Source organism: Paenibacillus castaneae (assembly GCF_002884445.1).
Lineage (GTDB): Bacteria > Bacillota > Bacilli > Paenibacillales > Paenibacillaceae > Pristimantibacillus > Pristimantibacillus castaneae.
The window spans coordinates 2,671,208-2,687,729 of the sequence record NZ_KZ614144.1 but is presented as its reverse complement, the minus strand read 5'-3'; the positions used below and the strand labels follow the sequence as shown (position 1 = coordinate 2,687,729).

The following is a 16,522-nucleotide window of genomic DNA, read 5'->3' as shown; positions in this document are numbered from 1 at the left end:
ACGCGGCACCTTCACTCTCAGCCGTTATTCCTTATGTCTCGCTGCATACAGGAATGGGCAGATCCGCCTCTATTCCAAGTACACGATAATAAATCTGCTCGTATTCAGTCGTAATGACATCATTGCAGAACTCATTTCTAGCTCTAAATAAACATGCTTCCTTAAACTGCGAATGCAGCTTCTCATCAAGAAGCAGCCTCTCAGCATAAGCAGCCATGCTGTCCACATCACCAATTGGTGATAAGAAACCCGTTTCCCCGTGCGTAATGAGCTCTGGAATTCCTCCAGCATTCGATCCCACTGTTGGAACACCGCATGCCATTGCTTCAAGCGCTACCAGTCCAAAGCTTTCTTTCTCGGAAGGCAGGAGCAGCAGGTCGGCCATAGAAATCACCTGAGCAACATCATCCTGCTTCCCTAGGAAATGAACGCGCTCCTCCAGACCAAGCTGCCGTATGCGGCATTGAATTTTGGAAAGCTCAGGCCCTTCTCCAACGAGCAACAGCTTGGATGGAACCGTTTGCGATACTTTCGCGAATATATCTACAACATCGCTCACTCGTTTAACCGGTCGAAAATTTGAAATATGCATCAAAATTTTCTCATGCGGCTCTGCATAATCCTGCCGGAGCGAGGTAATATCTCTAGGATAATAAACTCGTTTATCGACAAAATTGTAAGTTAAATCAATCGGTGTCGTGATATCGAGCAAATTTCTTGTCTCTGTAATTAAATCATTTGAGACCGCTGTTACTGCGTCGCTCTGATGTATCGCTAGGCGTATTAAATCTTTAAGGGACTCATCCTGCGCGAGAACAGTAATATCTGTACCATGCAGCGTTGTCACCGTTTTGAGCCCATCACCGTTCATCTGTTTAGCTATGTAAGCACAAACAGCATGCGGGACAGCATAATGCACATGAAGCAGGTCCAACTGCTGCATCTTGGCAACCTGAGCCATTTTGCTTGCTAAAGCTAGGTCATACGGTGGATATCGAAATACGTAATAATCATTTACCTCGACTTCATGATAGAAAATGTTTTTATGGAAATGTCCAAGCCGGAACGGAATGCTGTGAGTAATAAAATGAATTTCATGTCCGCGTTCAGCAAGCAGCTTGCCTAGCTCGGTTGCCACGACACCCGATCCACCCAAGGTAGGATAACATGTTATGCCAATCTTTAGTTTTCTAGCCATTCTAGTCGCACCTCCTGTGTTCGTCACGTGATCCTATTATATTCAACAAGAGCTGTACGAATTGTCAAAATAATTTTACGGCATGCGGCCGTTTGATAGCAAAGCCCTCGGCATACAATAAACCATTCGCTTGTCCCAGCAGCGAATCACGCGCTTCGACACGTTCCACATAACGGTTCGTGAGCGGAGTAGCTACGCGATCTGCGCCAGCCGCGGCCGCATCGAATTGTGATCGATATGCCAGAAGCGAATCACGCTTCATCTGCTGAAATTCGCTAATATCTACGATTAGCGATACTTGATCAACATCATTTATATAATAATAAATAAGCTGCTCTACTTGAACTGCAGGCAAATCCGGCATATATCTTCGAAGCTTGGCGTTAAACACAGCCTCTTCAATCATTCTGCTGCATGCCACATGATCTGGATGACGATCTACCCAGTAGGGCGCGAATACAACCCGCGGCTTCCATTGGCGGATTTCTGCAACAATTCGTTCAATCTGATTGTTCGAAGAAACAAGGCCGCGGTCAGGCAGCCCCAGATTAGTTCGTGCGCTAATTCCCAATACACTAGCAGCCTTAGCCGCCTCCTGCTTTCGCAATTCAACCGTGCCATTCGATGACATTTCTGCTTCCGTAAGATCGCAAATGCCTACGCTGAGACCAGCTTGTACATGCTTGGCAATCGTCCCGCCCATACCAATTTCCGCATCATCTGCATGTGCGCCAAATACGAGGATATCGAGAGCTTCGCTCATTCTTCGATACCTGGCTTATATTTATGCACAAGCTCGCGCCATGCGAAATCTCCACGCTCCAACGCCTTAACAAGCAGCTCGGCAGTCGCAACATTAGTCGCCACAGGAATTCCTTGCACATCACATAAACGGAGCAAGGCAATAATATCCGGCTCATGAGGCTGCGCCATCAAAGGATCGCGCAAGAAAATAATAAGATCCATTTCATTCTGTGCGACTAATGCTCCGATTTGTTGATCTCCTCCAAGCGGGCCAGACATGAAGCGGTGTATCGATAGGCTCGTCTGCTCCATAATACGAGTTCCTGTCGTACCTGTTGAATAAAGCTTGTGAGGAACAAATACCTTCTCATAAGCGATAACAAAATTAACGATTTCCTCTTTCTTCCGATCATGCGCAATAAATGCAATATTCAACATGCAGATCCCCTCTCTCGCTGCGAATCAAATTAGTCCATCATATGTTCAAAGCCATAAATCAAGCCGCTATAATTCATAACCTTTTTGATCGCTACATTAACACCTGGCATATAGCCTGCTCGATCATAGGAATCATGACGAATTTTTAGTGTCTGTCCATAACCCCCGAACACGACCTCTTGCTGCGCAAATACGCCTGGCAGTCTGACGCTATGTATACGGAATCCATTGTAATAGCCGCCGCGCGCCCCTTCAATAACTTCCTCTTCTTTCGGATTGCCCTGTCTAAGCTCTTGACGGACCTGCGAGATCAGCTCGGCTGTTTTAATGGACGTGCCTGAAGGAGCATCCAGCTTTTGGTCTCCATGATATTCAATAATTTCTACATGAGGCAAATATTTAGATGCCTCTGCTGCAAACTTCATCATTAGAATCGCTCCTATAGAGAAGTTTGGTGCAATCAGGCCACCAATGCCTTTTTCCTTGCAGAGCTCGTCCAGCTCATCGATTTGCTCCGGTGTAAAGCCTGTTGTCCCAATAATCGGACGTACCCCGAACGCGATCGATGTTTTCGTATTGCCGTAAGCTGCACTTGGCACCGTGAAGTCAACCAGCACATCCGCCTTTGAATGGCTAAGCGCATCCTCAAGGGTAGGGCTGACAATTACCCCTGTATTCGGTTTACCGGCAAATAAACCCGCATCAACAGGACCAGCTGAAGGAGCGACGGCAGCTACCAATTGAAGTGTCTCGTCCTCCAGCACCATTTTTACAACCTCGCGGCCCATTCTCCCGCTCGCGCCGATTACTGCTACTCTTATTTTTTGTGTCGTCATGCTTATCACCTATTCCTTTTTCTTTTACGTGCTTTTATGCCGCCCTGAAGCATTCGCCGTTTTCGATTCACATCCGCAAATAGTCTTCGAGCCGCCGAATGGCTGGGATCAAGCCGCATCGCTTCTCGCGCATTGATTGTCGCTTTATCATATTGTTGAAGAGAGGCATATACAACACCGAGTGTATAAAATGCTTGAAAGCTGAGCGGATCCATAATCGACGCTTTAATTAGTATTTCTACGGCTTCCGTCAGTTTCGGCGGATTAGCAGCTAACAGCAGATCGGCATCCAGGAGCAGCAGCCTTGCTTCAACTGTCTGCAGATGATAACGGTATTCATCATGCTCAGGATCCAGCCTGAGCGCGTCCTCAGCATGCAGCTTCGCTTTGGCCCATTTGCCGCTTCGCGCGCATGATACGGAACAAATATGATGAAAAGACGCTTGATCAGGTTCAAGTTCAATCGCCTGCTCAAACCAAAAAATCGCTTGCTCGAAATCGCCGTTAAAGATGAATTCGTAAGCCTTTTTAATGCAGCTCTCCCCATCCATCTGTCCATCCTCCTTGTACACAGGTTGATGGTACAGCATATGTAAGGTGCTTGTTTACTGTTCGGTCAATTTCTTGGTCCATCGATTTGCATCTCGTGTATTAAACTTATGCATAACTTTATTATGTGCTTCAGTTAAATCAATATTAAGCGAATTAGCGAAGCAAGATAGAATAAACAGAATATCACCAAGCTCCATTTCCACGGAATTATCCGCCTCATCCGCCTTTTTGGGCTTTTCGCCGTAGAAGTGATTTACTTCCCGTGCAAGCTCGCCCACTTCCTCAGACATCCTCGCCATAAGAGCGAGCGGACTGAAGTAGCCTTCTTTAAACTGAGATATATATTCATCCACTTCTCGTTGAATATCCGATAAAGATTTCTGTGACATTGATCTGATTCCTTTCTGCCTTTAGCTATACAATCCTATGTTAACGTAAACGGCTATTTAAAATCAATGTTTTTCGATCAGCCTAATTGAGCCATACTATACAATACAAAATTCCTTATGTTTACCCATTAAACAATTGGAAGCCTTTGTTAAACAATGAAGTTAGGAGTGCTACTATGAACCGCACGCTTGAGCAATTGCGCATCATTGTCCCTATTCTAGTCGGCACAGCGATCTATGCATTCGGATTGCATTATTTCGTGCTTTCCAATCAATTAATGGAGGGAGGCGTCACTGGAATTGCCGTTCTGCTTAACTACGCAGCAGGGTGGCCGCTGAGCATTTCTACTTTAGTATTGAATGTCCCTTTGTTTTTTCTTGGCTGGAAGGCGCTCGGCTCCGGTCAAATGCTTTATACTTTGGTAGGGATCGTTTCATTGTCAGGCTTTCTGGCGCTGATGGAGCAATTGATTAGCCGCGAATGGCTCATTCCATTCCAAAGCTCTAATGATTACATGCTAGCAGCTTTATATGCTGGCGTATCGCTAGGCACTGGCCTGGGGATCGTATTTCGCTTTGGGGGTACAACCGGCGGCGTTGATATTGTGGCGCGTATTATCACTCGTGCGAAGGGCATCAGTATAGGTCAAATAATTTTATCCTTTGATGCCGTTATTATCGGTATTTCGCTGCTTTATATTTCAATTGAAAAGGTGCTGTACACATTAGTAACCGTATTTATTGCCTCCAAGATCATTGATTTCATTCAAGATGGCGCCTATGCAGCCAAAGCCTTCTCCATCATCTCAGAGCATGGAGCAGCTATTGCAGAGCAAGTGACGAAGGAGCTTGATCGCGGCGTAACTTTAATTCCGGCGAAGGGAGCCTTCTCTGGACAACAAAAAGAGGTCGTCTATTGCGTCGTTCAGAGACAAGAAACTCGCCGTCTCAAAACGATTGTGCGCAATATCGACCCGCTTGCTTTTATTGTCATAAATGAAGTGCATGACGTGCTTGGCGAAGGCTTCAAAGTAGAGTAAGGATTAAGGAAGCGGCTTTATGCCATAAGGATTTAATTTATATTTTCTCCACCCGGAATAAGCAAGAACAGCAGAAATAACAGTCCCAAGCAATAATGCCCAGCTGATGGGATTAGCCGAAGCTATTGGAGCAGCTGCAGGCATAGCCGCCGCTTGCAAGCTCTGGTCGTACAAACGCATAATAGATTCCTTCACAGCCTTCAACGATTGATTGACCATCGATTTATTCGCTGCGCCTGCTGTGTTCGACTCCAAGAGCAAATTCGTATAACGAATGCGCTCCTTCAGCTCAGCACCGTGCCTGCTTCCATATAGAAGATTAATGACAGGCTCAATCCGTTCAGCGTGCTCTTGTAATTTATTCATCGTTGCACGCGCAGCTGCTGCCGCATCTCCCGTCTGACGCTTCCAAGCCTTCTCTGTAAGCGATAGGTCCTCCATCATAATGGTTTCATATTGCAGCCATAATGCATGTTCAGGACGCACGAGCGCATCTACAGCAAGCTTAATTCTAGCCGCCTCCTGCATCCAGCCTGAGCTAACCTGCCCGCTTGCAAGTTTTTTCTGAATGCTGCTTGCATCCTTAGTGATGGATAACCATCCTTCACGTTTTCCGGCTGCGTACTTTAAATCACCTTCAACCATACGCTGAAGCTGCTGCACCTTTAAGTAACCTGCTTGGCGATTATTCGTAAATGCAGCTTCATATAAAGAATTAGCTGTCTCGTCCAATTGATTCAGCTGTTCATAATAGCTGGAAGAAACAAAAAATGAATGTATGCTTGGGGCCGCTGTACTGCCCCAGACTGAACTTGCTGTACCGATCATCATGACGATACATATGACGAATGGAACAATAAATCGTATCTTCATGGACATCCCCCCATAAATCACTTTATGAGGGGATGTCCAAGGTTATACCTTCTTTCTATACCGCCATACAACTAATGCTGCGGCTAAGCTAAAGAAAGATAAGCAGTATGTAAATGTGCGAACCGCAGGCAAATCATCATAAAGCTCGCTCGCGAGATAAGGGAAAACATCATACGTATAATCCACAGTATCATTTAGAAGAAGCCACCCTGTTGCCACAACCAAAGCCCCAGCTCCCGCTCTCATGAAACGGAAATACAGAAGTGCCTCGAGTGCCATTCCCAAATGTGATGCAATCAGCATGAAATGCTGCCACTCCAGCTCCGAGCCCTGCCATGCGCCTGCAACGATCATGGAGACTGCCCAAATACCGTATTTCACTGAGCATACTACTGCTAATGCCTCAATTATGCTGCGGACGATAGACGTAAAACGACTCGGATTTCTTAATGGAAACAATAAATAAAGCAGTGCTATTGTAAAAAATAAACTTGCAGTTGGAGAATCCGGAACAAACACAACCTGCCAAAGCGGCTGTGTTTCCAAAGTGGATATCATTTGATTCTCATACCAGATGTAGCCGTATATAGTTCCTAACAGATTTACAAGGAAAAGTATCCATAAAAATGAACGATTAAGCAAAAATTCGCGGCTCCAAAATACAGAGAGCATGACGTATCACTTCTCTTTCTCAAGTTAAATTGAGTTTCATCCTAATAAGGTTCAAAAAAAACCTGACCGCATAATACGATCAGGTTTCTTAAAGGACAAAGATTTACTCCGTTGCCGCTTTCTGTTTGGACAGCCATGTTGTTAGCTGATCAATTTCATCGGCTGACAAAGTATCTTTGAATGAAGGCATGCCGCCACGGCCGTCAGTGACAACCTGTACAAGCTGTTCCTTCGTCAATCTATCGCCAACGCCGACTAAGCTAGGAAAGTTTGCTTGACCTTTCAAATCTGCTGCATGACAGCCGATACATTGTTTCTTGGCAATCGCCATCGCCGGATCATTGGCATCCACAAGCGAAGCCGTAACTGCCGGTTTTTGTGTGTAGTTCGGACGCTCTTTACCTGCTTCCGCAGCTTCGCGAGCTTTCTCTTCACGTTCAATATGCTCAGGAACTTGACCGTTGATTTCCAATTGATGCTGGTAGTGATCCCAAGAAACAACTGTCAAATAAACGCAAGCTACAAGCGTTAGCCCCATCAATGAAGAGGCGATTGGACGGCGATAGAAGCGACGCTCCTTGCCAGTGTCCAAGAATGGCGCAAGCAGCAATGAACCGAACAATATTGCTGGAATACCTACCGTACCGAGCAAAATATAATCTTGCGATACGTACGGATATTTCAAAAATTGATACAAGAACAAGAAATACCAGTCTGGCATTGGTATGAAAGCCGCGTTCGTTGGGTCTGCCGGATAGCCGAGCGGTGCCGGCTCTGCAATAACCCATACTAGAAAACCGACCAAAACAACGCAGCCGACCATCCATTCCTTCAGTAGGAAGTTCGGAATAAATGCTTCCGATTTCCCTGGGAAGGAGGTATAGTCTGGCGGAATATTTGGATGGTTGCTTTTCTTCACACGCGAGTCGCCTACATAGACAACCTTCTCATTCGAATTATGACCGTGTGCCATAAGTAAGCCTCCCTTCGCTTAAAGTGGTCCCGAAATACCTTGTTTCCGAATCATGATAAAGTGAGCCGCCAACATCGCAATCAAAGCGCCAGGCAAGAAGAATACGTGGATCGCAAAGAAACGAGTGAGCGTTTGCGCGCCTACGATATCACCGCCATATAAGAATGAAGCGAGATATGGTCCGATTACCGGTACGGATTCAGCAATTTGGACACCAACTTTTGTTGCGTAGTAAGCTTTGTTATCCCAAGGAAGCAGGTAGCCTGTGAACCCTAGGCCTAGCATGATAAAGAAAATGAGCATTCCGACTACCCAGTTCATTTCCCGCGGCGCTTTGTAAGAACCAGTAAAAAACACTCGAAGGGTATGTAGGAACATCATAACGATAACTAAGCTTGCCCCAAAATGGTGCATGCCGCGAACGATTTGTCCGAATGCAACCTGATGCTGCAAATAGTCAACGCTTGCATAGGCATTAATAATATCCGGAACATAATACATCGTTAAGAACATACCGGATAAAATTTGAATGACCGTAATAAAAAACGTCAAGCCGCCGAAACAGTATACGAATGCAGAGAAATGATGGGCAGGGTTAACGTGCTCAGGCACCTCATGGTCAGCCACATCTCTCCATAGCGGCGTAATGTCAAGACGTTCGTCGATCCAGTTGTATACACTTTTAAACATCTGCAGTACGCCCTCCTTAACTCGTTCTTGTATTCGGCTTTACCGGACCCAAGTAAACGAATCCGTTTTCTAGCTTCACTTCGTATTCATCCAATGGTTTCGGGGCAACCGCTAAGTTTTTCCCGTCTTTCGTGTAACGCGCGTCATGACATGGACAGTCATATTCGCTTTTTCCTTTCGTGTTCCAAGCAATTGTACAGCCCAAATGCTTACAAACTGGTGAAAGGGCAAAAATATTGCCATTTGCGTCTTTAGAAATCCATGCAGAAAGCTCAGGATCACTCACGTACCAACCATCGACTTGATGAATTTTAAATTTAAAATCTTGAGGCTCGTTCGTAATTTTGCTCTCTTCCACAACTTTTACGTAGGTTCCCTCACCCTTTTTCACTAAGAGCGGGTCAACCGCAAAACGAACCATTGGCAATACCGCGCCACCCATCATGAATGCAGTTGTGCCGCCGAGCGTATATGATAAAAATTGACGCCGGGACATTTCTTTGCGTTGAACCGGTTGATGCGCGGTCTCGTGTTGTTCATGGTTACTCATCTTCTGTTCTAACCCCCTTTGCCAACCATATCTCGCGTTTTGCCGCACGGCAAAAACACATGACGAACTAGGACATAACTTATAATAGCCTAGGTGCTAAGGAGCGTCAAGAATATGGCTGGATATTTGCGCCTTATCAAATTCTCGTTCATAAATTTGTTATTATTTTGTCACATTTGACCTTGTCTGGCATTTGTTTTCCCCAATTTTTGATTATATTATACGACAATTGCAATTAAGTTCAAATGGCTTGTCCACTCCATAATGTGCGAATAGCATTCGACAAATCTGCAGAATTAGGATGTGTTCCTTCTTCATCAGGTGTGAACACTAAATCTGCTGCAGGACAAGCAAAAGATAAATTCCGATTCGATGTGACGACAATAATATATCGAAAACCCGATTTTTTAATTTTGATGCACCAATCATTCAACATCTGCATAAACTGATCCTTGTCAGTAACATAATGCCATGCTGGATATGTAACAACTCTGCCTTTGAACGGGATTTCAACTAAATCCATTATATCCCTTAGGCTCTCAAGCATTTCCGTTGCCTCATACGGACTTTCGTTGCCTGTCATCCCTGTGACGGGGAGCATGCAGGTGTCCAAATAGGGGCTTAGCTCCTCCCATTTCTCTTTTGATATTTCACTAAATTTCATTCTTCATATCCAACTCCTTAGCATGATGACCATTTACATTATTTCTATGTTAACTCCAAACCGCCTTCTTGCCAAACATTATATACAGAAAAAGAGCTCTCACAGCTTAAGCATAGCTGAACCAGCCGCTTAATCATGAAAGCTTCAATCTACTCGTCTAATCGAAGACTACAGCAAAAGTCACTATCCCTTTAATGCATTCAACTGCTTCGCAAGACGATAAAACGTATCCTCATCACCTGCAGCCAATGCTTTGTCAATTGCGCTATGAATTTGTTCCGTTTGAAATTTGAGCACCGCATCATCCAGCACGAGCTCAGCAGCCAAACCTAGCATAGCTTCATAAGTTACTTTCATATTGTCCATAGGATACACCTCCAAACCGGCGTTAAGAGATCCTATATTCTAATCCTTTGGTCACGTAGCTCTCCATCGTCTTTCTCATACGCTGCAGATCGTTCTCCGTTAATTCTCTTACGACTTTGGCGGGTGAACCGATAGATAGAGTATAGGGTGGTATTTTTTTATTCTCTGTAACAATCGAACCGGCTCCTATTAAAGCATATTCACCAATGTCTGCGCCGTTAAGTACGATTGCCCCCATTCCAATTAATGTGCCCTTGCCTATCATACAGCCGTGTATGATTGCAGCATGCCCAATAGACACTTCATCCTCTAATAGCAAAGGCTGATTCGTATTGACATGGCCGACTACACCGTCTTGTATATTGCAGCTTTGGCCTATTTTTATCGGCGCAAGATCACCCCTCAGCACCGCATTGAACCAAACTGAACTATGCTGTCCGATCGTAACGTCTCCAATGATTTTCACGCCTTCTGCCAAGTAAGCATCTTGGTGGACAACAGGCAGTATTCCCTTATACGGCAATAACATCATTCATCCGCTCCCTCTATTGTTTCAAGTATAAGAATCTATAAGCCATATTCTTATACTCTAGCTTATATTTCTTTATTGACCAAGAGCGGGATTCAATACTATTACAATGTGATTGGTTTATAATCTTCAAGATTTGCACCCGTTATAACCGCTCTGCCTGCCTTTGTCATTTTGACAACAGCTCCTTTATAAGGATGTTCACCTAAACGAAGAAGTCCAAGATGAACCATCATCGTCATAATTCGCTGCTCAAGAATCGAATTGCCGTCATCGTAATAGAAGGGTTTTATATAAGGGACCAGCACATTCCTTAATGAATCCAATGTTACCCAATCTACTGCGAGTGCATTTATCCAATGAACAAGCGAGAGCAGATTCGTTATTGGACCTTTATACAACTTTAGCCAGAATCGATACATTTGCTCTAACTCTCCAACAGTCCGAGTCATAACGCGCTCCTCGCCAGCCGAAGTAAGCATTAATAAATTCTGAGTTTCGTTGATGTACTTGGTGTAATAACAAAAATCATAAATGAACGAGAGACGGTTGGGATACTGATTGAAATGTCTTCCATATCCGAACCGCCAAGCGCCTTTGGCTGGAAGCTCCTCCTGTACGCCAAAGCTGCTCAGCAACTGAAGAGTAAACCTTTTGTACATAGAACCGTCCGCAGTCAGCTGAACCTCATTATGCTTCGTGAAATACAGCAGATGAGTAACATCGTCAGACAATAGCATTTGTTCATCACGATATACAGATGGCTCATCCGTATAATGAAGCTCCGATGCAAATCTTTTCGCTAGCGATTCACGAAATCTCGTCTTTAAATCATTGGGCACTTGGAACAAATAGCGATTAGGACCGCTATATCCGTTAAAAAGCCAGCCTTGATGCTTGAATTTCGCTATCATTTCCCTTGGACTAAGCGGTTTATCAAGCAATTCCGCCTTTTTTTTGGTTCGTTTGTTTTTCTTAGGCTGCTCAGTTTCAACTTTGATTGGTTCTTCTCCAAAGCGGCTTTGCTGAACCCGCGCGATTAAGTCTTCTAAGCTGTAGGAGCTGCGAGCCTCAAACAACAGAGAATTAAGAAATCTTAGATCCTCCAGCTTCATACTGCTTATTTGCGCCTCAAAAACATCCTTTCGACTTACGGTAGAGAGAATGGATTGTATCAAATCGTTCTTGGAGTGACCATTGCACTCGCATTGGTAAACGTCTGCAATTCTGCTAAGCTGCTGAATATCCGCATAGCTCAGCATATCCGATAAATTCATACCTCTCTCCTTTCTGCAGAGCCCGCTCTTATAAGAATGGCACTCAGTCGTAAGCGTATATGCGATTGTTTAGCGTAAGTTATTCTCATTATGGGAATTTTTTTTTATTTTTATAACCTGAATTGAAGCGGAGTATAAATAAAAAAGAGACCCCACGTCGAATTTGACGTCAATGGTCTCATATATTTTCGGTTTATTTGATTAAATGTTTCGTGCAATTATAAAGCTGCGGATGCCATTTCCCATCACGATGCTCAAGAATAGAATAAGATAAATTGGTTAAATGCTGATCCTCCAGCCCCTCACAAAGCTCAGAGAGCAGCTGGGCAAGAAAACTGCCATGGGAAACAACGAGCAAATTGCGTTCAGGATACTTCTGTTCCCACTCCAGCAATGCTTGCATGCCCCTTGCTTTTACATCTGCATCCTTCTCAACTCCCGAGGCTACGTTGCGCCAATCCTTGCCCCAGCGTTCATAGCGCTCCTGCTCCTTCGTTCCTTCCACCTCACCGAAATATCGCTCTCGCAAGCGCTTGTCGCCTTCTAATAACGGAATGCCAAGTTTCTCAGCTATGATTTGAGCTGTTGAATAAGCGCGCTTAAGATCACTTGATACAACTGCATCCCATATACGCACTTCTCCAGTCAGCCGATCAGCTAAAGCCATGGCTTGATTGATTCCTTCTTCATTAAGAGGAATGTCTGTTTGGCCTTGTATTTTCCCTTGCGCGTTCCAATCTGTTTTCCCATGACGTACAAATCCGATTAACACAAGCGTATTCTCCCCTTCTCTTTGTTTCTCCTATATGAAAGAAAAGCTCCCGCAGGAGCTCCTTAGCATAAGAAGTATATATAGGCTAATTCTTTGTACGAGACAGCCAATTCAATATGAGCAAAGCCATTACGATGCCGAGCAAAGACAGCGCGACATAATATTGAGGGAATGCGGGTACTACCTTTAACACGAAGGGATCACTTATACTAGCAACCGGCACTTCAGCATAAAAGCCTGCGGAAATAACCATCCCGTCACCCGCGGCATTAGCTGTATCAATCAAGCCTGAGAGCTGTGCAATTTCTGCTTTAGAGGAACTCTCTTGATTGTCAAAGACGAATACAAAAAAAGCACAAGCAAACATGGCCATACAAGCTGCAATGATAAGCGCAATGTTTCGGCGAAAGGACTTTGAGAAATGATAGCTCTTATGCGTAACCGGCATCAGCCATGCTTGTTCTGCGTAAATGCGCTCCATCACATTACGGTTCACATGCTCTGTCGGACCTAAGCTCTCCGCCTCATCCGATAGGAAACGAATGATATCTTCGCTTTCCTCCCAGAGCTGGAATTGATCAGCACAGTCTTTACAGTCCAACAAATGGCGGTCTATAGCTTTCCGAACTTCATCCTGTTCCGATAAATCCCAATACTCGCCAAACTTTTCTTGCGCATCGTTGCAATTCATCTTGTATTCATCCCTTCGAATTCTTCCATCAGCGGCGATTGACCGAAGTAAGGCTCCAGCTGCGTCTTTACGCTTGCTCTTGCTCGGAATAGCAGTGATTTAACAGAACTGACCGTTTGCCCTAATATATTTGCAATTTCTTGATAGTCCAGCTGGTCATATTCCCGAAGAATAAGTGCCGAGCGTTGTTTCTCTGGCAAGCTATTGATTGCTTCGCGAACCATTGCCATTCGTTCCTTGCGCAATAAATGCTGTTCGGGCACTGCATCCAACGCTGCTACAGGCTCAAAGCCTGATTCATCGAGCGATACATGCGCATTTTTTTGCTTGCGAAGCTCACTAAGTACTGTATTACGTGCAATTGTATATAGCCATGTTGAAAAAGAAGCGTCCAGTTCACGAAACGAATGAAGGCTACGGTAAGCTTTATAAAATGTTTCAGAGCACATATCTTCCGCTAGAAGCTCTAACTTCGCACTCTTTAGCATGTGATAAATAAAGGCTAATATTTTTCGTTGATAACGCCGCATAAGCTCGGAATACAGCTCAACATTGCCATCCTTTATCTCGCGTATTAGTTGGGAATCAGTCATGACAGGCGAACCTCCTCCACCTGCGGATTATTCCCGGACGGTTCTACAGTATAGTACCGATCCAAGAACGAAAAGTTGCGGTCTTTATCATAAAAAATTCAAATAATACGAGTCTTCATATAATTCGAGTCTCGAGGCCAAATTCCTGCTTCATTCGACAAAAGGATAAAATACAATTTTTTTACAAAACAAATAGTTAAATGACAAAAAAAAACACCTGTAAAGGTGGCTCGCACGCTAAGCGAGGAGATTCTGATAGATATTTATGATCGTTTATACGCTAGTCAACTATAACCTACTCCTTGATAAAAATATCCGATATCTTTCATTTTACCAGCATCCAGTACATTTCGTCCATCAAATATATTGGGCTGGTTCATGGCCGCTTTCATTTCTGCCCAATCAATGCGTTCAAATACCGACCATTCTGTACATAGAAATAGTGCATCAGCACCATCTATCGCCTCATCCATATCTTTGCAGCATTTGATTGATTTGAAATGAGAATTCGCTGGAAGCGACGCTACAGGATCATATACATAAACATCGGCCTTCTCGCTGATCAAGCTTTCAATTAAACGAATCGACGGAGACTCGCGTATATCATCCGTATCCGGCTTGAAGGCTAAGCCTAATATAGCTATTTTTTTATTTGCTAAATCTCCGAGACGTTCGCGTGCTTTGCTTAATAGCCACAAATGCTGCGTCTGATTTACGTATACTACCTTCTCCAGCACATGAAGCTCGATGTGATTTGTTTTGGCCGCTTGAATCAATGCGGATACATCTTTAGGAAAGCATGACCCCCCATAGCCAATACCTGCTTGAAGAAAGCTTAGCCCAATTCTCGGATCGAGACCCATGCCCTCAGCCACTTCTTTTATATTAACGCCAAGCGGATCGCATAGTCTAGCTAACTCGTTCATATATGAAATTTTGGTTGCTAGAAATGCGTTGGAAGCGTATTTGATCATTTCTGCAGTCTTCGGTGTGGTTACGATAATAGGACACTTTACCGATTGATACAGAGTTTGGATCATATTCGTTGCTCGATCACTATTAGAACCGATGACAATACGGTCCGGATTCATGGCATCCTGTAAGGCTTTTCCTTCTCGCAAAAACTCAGGGTTGGAAGCTGTGTCGAAAGGATGTGATTTCAGCTGTGCAGCTTGTATCCAAGCGACAACCTGCTCCTGTGTTCCTACAGGAACAGTGCTCTTCGTTATGACTAACTTGTAACCATTCATTATTTGCCCTATATCTTCCGTCACCTGCTTAATATACTTCAAATCCGCGCTGCCATCGGCATGAGATGGTGTACCCACGCATATGAAAATGACGTCATTTTCTTGAATAGCTTTTACTTTGTCCGTCGTGAAACCCATTTGGTGCGATTGTAAATGTTTGTTCAGCAGCTCTTCTAAACCCGGTTCGTAGAAATACAATTTGCCCTGCTTAAGCTGATCAATCTTTTGAGCATCTGTATCAAGACCTGTCACATGCCATCCGAGCTCAGCGAATACGATAGCAGTGGTCGTTCCCACATATCCTGTGCCTATTACTAAAATATTCACTGGTCACTCCCCTCCCCATTTTCTTTAATGCCTGCCAGAACGGAATTAATGCCAATTATCGTATTTTTCAATAAATAAGAAATATGCTTTAAGTGAACGCCGCTCAGAAGGATGCTGTTTTCGATTTTGCAGTGATCAATGTACGAATCCGCGCTAATGGACACGTATGGGCCGATTACGCAATCTTTCAGCACGCATCCTTTGTCGATGGAAATCGGTTCAACAATTGTACAATTGTGCAAAATGGCAGATTCATGAATCATCTCATCGGATTCCAATTCGTCAAGCATCATTTGATTGGCTTCCAGCCATCTTTCCATAGTGCCTACATCCATATTTAATTTCTCAGTTATGTGATACGTGACGGCGCAGTTATGATCAATTAGCCATTGAATAGCATCCGTAATTTCATATTCTCCTCTAGCTGATGGCGCGATTGAGGAAATGGCCTCAAAGACCGTCGGTTTGAACGCATACGCTCCCAGCACTGCGAGATTTGAGATGGGATTCTGAGGCTTTTCTACTAATTCAACAATTCGGCCGTCCGATACCTTCGCTACTCCATAATCGCGAGGATTTGCAACCTCCGCTAGCAGAAGAGATGCGCAGCTCCCCCTCTCTTCAACATCCCTTTTCAATTCCGATAATGACTCAGAAATGAGATTATCACCAAGCAATAATAGAAATGCTTCCTCACCGATATAATCCCGTGCTTGCTTTGCCGCATCTGAAATGCCCTTCGCTTCCGTTTGATAAATATAAGTGAGGGTCGCCCCCCATGATTCTCCCGCTTCAAATTTAGCTTTAATTACGGTTTCTTGAGATGGATGAAGGACAATTCCAATTTCATAGATACCCTGCTCGATTAATTTCTCAATACAGGACTGCAAGATCGGAATGTTGGCTACTGGTATGAGGGTTTTGGGGTGATTGATTGTAATGGGATACAACCGTGTCCCTCTTCCTGCACAAAGAATAAGTCCTTTCAATTCATATCCCCCCTAAAATATCAATATTGTTTAATCTATTAAAATGATTCCATATTGGTGCGGGCTAACCAATCTATTATCTATTCATACAAATAAAAATAGAGCAAAA

21 protein-coding genes are annotated in these 16,522 nt (G+C 44.1%); 1 reads left to right on the top strand and 20 read right to left on the bottom strand.

What is annotated here, in order from left to right:
• Positions 1–31: 31 nt before the first annotated feature.
• The 6 genes from bshA to CEF13_RS11680 all read right to left on the bottom strand — a co-directional run bounded on the left by bshA (position 32) and on the right by CEF13_RS11680 (position 4,157).
• On the bottom strand, positions 32–1,198 hold the full coding sequence (gene bshA, locus CEF13_RS11705; protein ID WP_102710847.1) for an N-acetyl-alpha-D-glucosaminyl L-malate synthase BshA: 1,167 nt from the start codon (positions 1,196–1,198) through the stop codon (positions 32–34).
• Positions 1,199–1,262: 64 nt separating this feature from the next.
• The gene (gene bshB1, locus CEF13_RS11700; protein WP_102710846.1) at positions 1,263–1,961 is read right to left on the bottom strand and encodes a bacillithiol biosynthesis deacetylase BshB1; all 699 of its coding nucleotides are present in this window, start codon (positions 1,959–1,961) and stop codon (positions 1,263–1,265) included.
• Positions 1,958–2,380 carry a methylglyoxal synthase gene (locus CEF13_RS11695; protein WP_208414545.1) on the bottom strand — a complete coding sequence of 141 codons (423 nt, stop codon included), beginning with the start codon at positions 2,378–2,380 and terminating at the stop codon, positions 1,958–1,960. The genes bshB1 and CEF13_RS11695 overlap by 4 nt, the downstream gene beginning before the upstream one ends.
• Before the next feature lie 29 nt (positions 2,381–2,409).
• Positions 2,410–3,216 (bottom strand): 4-hydroxy-tetrahydrodipicolinate reductase, encoded by an 807-nt coding sequence (gene dapB, locus CEF13_RS11690; RefSeq protein WP_102710845.1) that lies wholly within the window; start codon positions 3,214–3,216, stop codon positions 2,410–2,412.
• A gap of 5 nt (positions 3,217–3,221) precedes the next feature.
• Positions 3,222–3,767 carry a tetratricopeptide repeat protein gene (locus CEF13_RS11685; RefSeq protein WP_166742839.1) on the bottom strand — a complete coding sequence of 182 codons (546 nt, stop codon included), beginning with the start codon at positions 3,765–3,767 and terminating at the stop codon, positions 3,222–3,224.
• Positions 3,768–3,821: 54 nt separating this feature from the next.
• Complete coding sequence (locus CEF13_RS11680) at positions 3,822–4,157, bottom strand: nucleotide pyrophosphohydrolase (protein ID WP_102710843.1); 336 nt, start codon at positions 4,155–4,157, stop codon at positions 3,822–3,824.
• 176 nt (positions 4,158–4,333) lie between these two features.
• On the opposite strand from CEF13_RS11680, the gene CEF13_RS11675 reads away from it, so the two are divergent.
• Positions 4,334–5,197, top strand: a complete 864-nt coding sequence (locus CEF13_RS11675) for a YitT family protein (protein ID WP_102710842.1) — start codon at positions 4,334–4,336, stop codon at positions 5,195–5,197.
• 3 nt (positions 5,198–5,200) lie between these two features.
• Here CEF13_RS11675 and CEF13_RS11670 read toward each other — a convergent pair whose 3' ends face one another.
• From CEF13_RS11670 to CEF13_RS11605, 14 genes are all read right to left on the bottom strand, one after another.
• Entirely contained in the window at positions 5,201–6,070 is an 870-nt protein-coding gene (locus CEF13_RS11670) for a sporulation protein YpjB (RefSeq protein ID WP_166742835.1), read from the bottom strand.
• Positions 6,071–6,112: 42 nt separating this feature from the next.
• Complete coding sequence (locus tag CEF13_RS11665; protein ID WP_102710840.1) at positions 6,113–6,742, bottom strand: DUF1405 domain-containing protein; 630 nt, start codon at positions 6,740–6,742, stop codon at positions 6,113–6,115.
• A gap of 103 nt (positions 6,743–6,845) precedes the next feature.
• Positions 6,846–7,715: a menaquinol-cytochrome c reductase cytochrome b/c subunit gene (locus tag CEF13_RS11660; protein WP_102710839.1), complete on the bottom strand. Its 870-nt coding sequence runs from the start codon at positions 7,713–7,715 to the stop codon at positions 6,846–6,848.
• 18 nt (positions 7,716–7,733) lie between these two features.
• On the bottom strand, positions 7,734–8,405 hold the full coding sequence (qcrB, locus tag CEF13_RS11655) for a menaquinol-cytochrome c reductase cytochrome b subunit (protein WP_102710838.1): 672 nt from the start codon (positions 8,403–8,405) through the stop codon (positions 7,734–7,736).
• A gap of 16 nt (positions 8,406–8,421) precedes the next feature.
• Entirely contained in the window at positions 8,422–8,955 is a 534-nt protein-coding gene (locus CEF13_RS11650) for a Rieske (2Fe-2S) protein (protein ID WP_102710837.1), read from the bottom strand.
• A 241-nt stretch (positions 8,956–9,196) separates the two neighbouring features.
• Entirely contained in the window at positions 9,197–9,619 is a 423-nt protein-coding gene (locus CEF13_RS11645; protein WP_102710836.1) for a DUF2487 family protein, read from the bottom strand.
• Positions 9,620–9,802: 183 nt separating this feature from the next.
• Positions 9,803–9,985 carry an IDEAL domain-containing protein gene (locus CEF13_RS11640; protein WP_102710835.1) on the bottom strand — a complete coding sequence of 61 codons (183 nt, stop codon included), beginning with the start codon at positions 9,983–9,985 and terminating at the stop codon, positions 9,803–9,805.
• A 22-nt stretch (positions 9,986–10,007) separates the two neighbouring features.
• Positions 10,008–10,514, bottom strand: a complete 507-nt coding sequence (locus CEF13_RS11635) for a gamma carbonic anhydrase family protein (RefSeq protein ID WP_102716348.1) — start codon at positions 10,512–10,514, stop codon at positions 10,008–10,010.
• 104 nt (positions 10,515–10,618) lie between these two features.
• Positions 10,619–11,791, bottom strand: a complete 1,173-nt coding sequence (locus CEF13_RS11630; protein ID WP_102710834.1) for a hypothetical protein — start codon at positions 11,789–11,791, stop codon at positions 10,619–10,621.
• A gap of 193 nt (positions 11,792–11,984) precedes the next feature.
• A complete protein-coding gene (locus tag CEF13_RS11625) occupies positions 11,985–12,563 on the bottom strand; it encodes a histidine phosphatase family protein (RefSeq protein ID WP_102710833.1) in 579 nt (192 codons plus the stop codon).
• A gap of 85 nt (positions 12,564–12,648) precedes the next feature.
• Positions 12,649–13,254: an anti-sigma factor family protein gene (locus CEF13_RS11620; protein ID WP_102710832.1), complete on the bottom strand. Its 606-nt coding sequence runs from the start codon at positions 13,252–13,254 to the stop codon at positions 12,649–12,651.
• A complete protein-coding gene (locus tag CEF13_RS11615) occupies positions 13,251–13,847 on the bottom strand; it encodes an RNA polymerase sigma factor (protein ID WP_102710831.1) in 597 nt (198 codons plus the stop codon). The genes CEF13_RS11620 and CEF13_RS11615 overlap by 4 nt, the downstream gene beginning before the upstream one ends.
• Positions 13,848–14,131: 284 nt before the next feature.
• A complete protein-coding gene (locus CEF13_RS11610) occupies positions 14,132–15,424 on the bottom strand; it encodes a UDP-glucose dehydrogenase family protein (protein WP_102710830.1) in 1,293 nt (430 codons plus the stop codon).
• Positions 15,421–16,413 carry a sugar phosphate nucleotidyltransferase gene (locus CEF13_RS11605; protein ID WP_102710829.1) on the bottom strand — a complete coding sequence of 331 codons (993 nt, stop codon included), beginning with the start codon at positions 16,411–16,413 and terminating at the stop codon, positions 15,421–15,423. Before CEF13_RS11605 ends, CEF13_RS11610 begins: the two co-directional genes overlap by 4 nt.
• Positions 16,414–16,522: the final 109 nt, after the last annotated feature.

Coding starts and splice junctions, on each gene's coding strand:
- CEF13_RS11660 (WP_102710839.1), bottom strand. CDS start 7,715: ATGGCACACGGTCATAATTCGAATGAGAAGGTTGTCTATGTAGGCGAC.
- CEF13_RS11635 (WP_102716348.1), bottom strand. CDS start 10,514: ATGTTATTGCCGTATAAGGGAATACTGCCTGTTGTCCACCAAGATGCT.
- qcrB (WP_102710838.1), bottom strand. CDS start 8,405: ATGTTTAAAAGTGTATACAACTGGATCGACGAACGTCTTGACATTACG.
- CEF13_RS11650 (WP_102710837.1), bottom strand. CDS start 8,955: ATGAGTAACCATGAACAACACGAGACCGCGCATCAACCGGTTCAACGC.
- CEF13_RS11645 (WP_102710836.1), bottom strand. CDS start 9,619: ATGAAATTTAGTGAAATATCAAAAGAGAAATGGGAGGAGCTAAGCCCC.
- CEF13_RS11680 (WP_102710843.1), bottom strand. CDS start 4,157: ATGTCACAGAAATCTTTATCGGATATTCAACGAGAAGTGGATGAATAT.
- CEF13_RS11695 (WP_208414545.1), bottom strand. CDS start 2,380: ATGTTGAATATTGCATTTATTGCGCATGATCGGAAGAAAGAGGAAATC.
- CEF13_RS11670 (WP_166742835.1), bottom strand. CDS start 6,070: ATGAAGATACGATTTATTGTTCCATTCGTCATATGTATCGTCATGATG.
- CEF13_RS11665 (WP_102710840.1), bottom strand. CDS start 6,742: ATGCTCTCTGTATTTTGGAGCCGCGAATTTTTGCTTAATCGTTCATTT.
- CEF13_RS11675 (WP_102710842.1), top strand. CDS start 4,334: ATGAACCGCACGCTTGAGCAATTGCGCATCATTGTCCCTATTCTAGTC.
- CEF13_RS11615 (WP_102710831.1), bottom strand. CDS start 13,847: ATGACTGATTCCCAACTAATACGCGAGATAAAGGATGGCAATGTTGAG.
- dapB (WP_102710845.1), bottom strand. CDS start 3,216: ATGACGACACAAAAAATAAGAGTAGCAGTAATCGGCGCGAGCGGGAGA.
- bshA (WP_102710847.1), bottom strand. CDS start 1,198: ATGGCTAGAAAACTAAAGATTGGCATAACATGTTATCCTACCTTGGGT.
- CEF13_RS11630 (WP_102710834.1), bottom strand. CDS start 11,791: ATGAATTTATCGGATATGCTGAGCTATGCGGATATTCAGCAGCTTAGC.
- CEF13_RS11620 (WP_102710832.1), bottom strand. CDS start 13,254: ATGAATTGCAACGATGCGCAAGAAAAGTTTGGCGAGTATTGGGATTTA.
- CEF13_RS11685 (WP_166742839.1), bottom strand. CDS start 3,767: ATGGATGGGGAGAGCTGCATTAAAAAGGCTTACGAATTCATCTTTAAC.
- CEF13_RS11640 (WP_102710835.1), bottom strand. CDS start 9,985: ATGGACAATATGAAAGTAACTTATGAAGCTATGCTAGGTTTGGCTGCT.
- bshB1 (WP_102710846.1), bottom strand. CDS start 1,961: ATGAGCGAAGCTCTCGATATCCTCGTATTTGGCGCACATGCAGATGAT.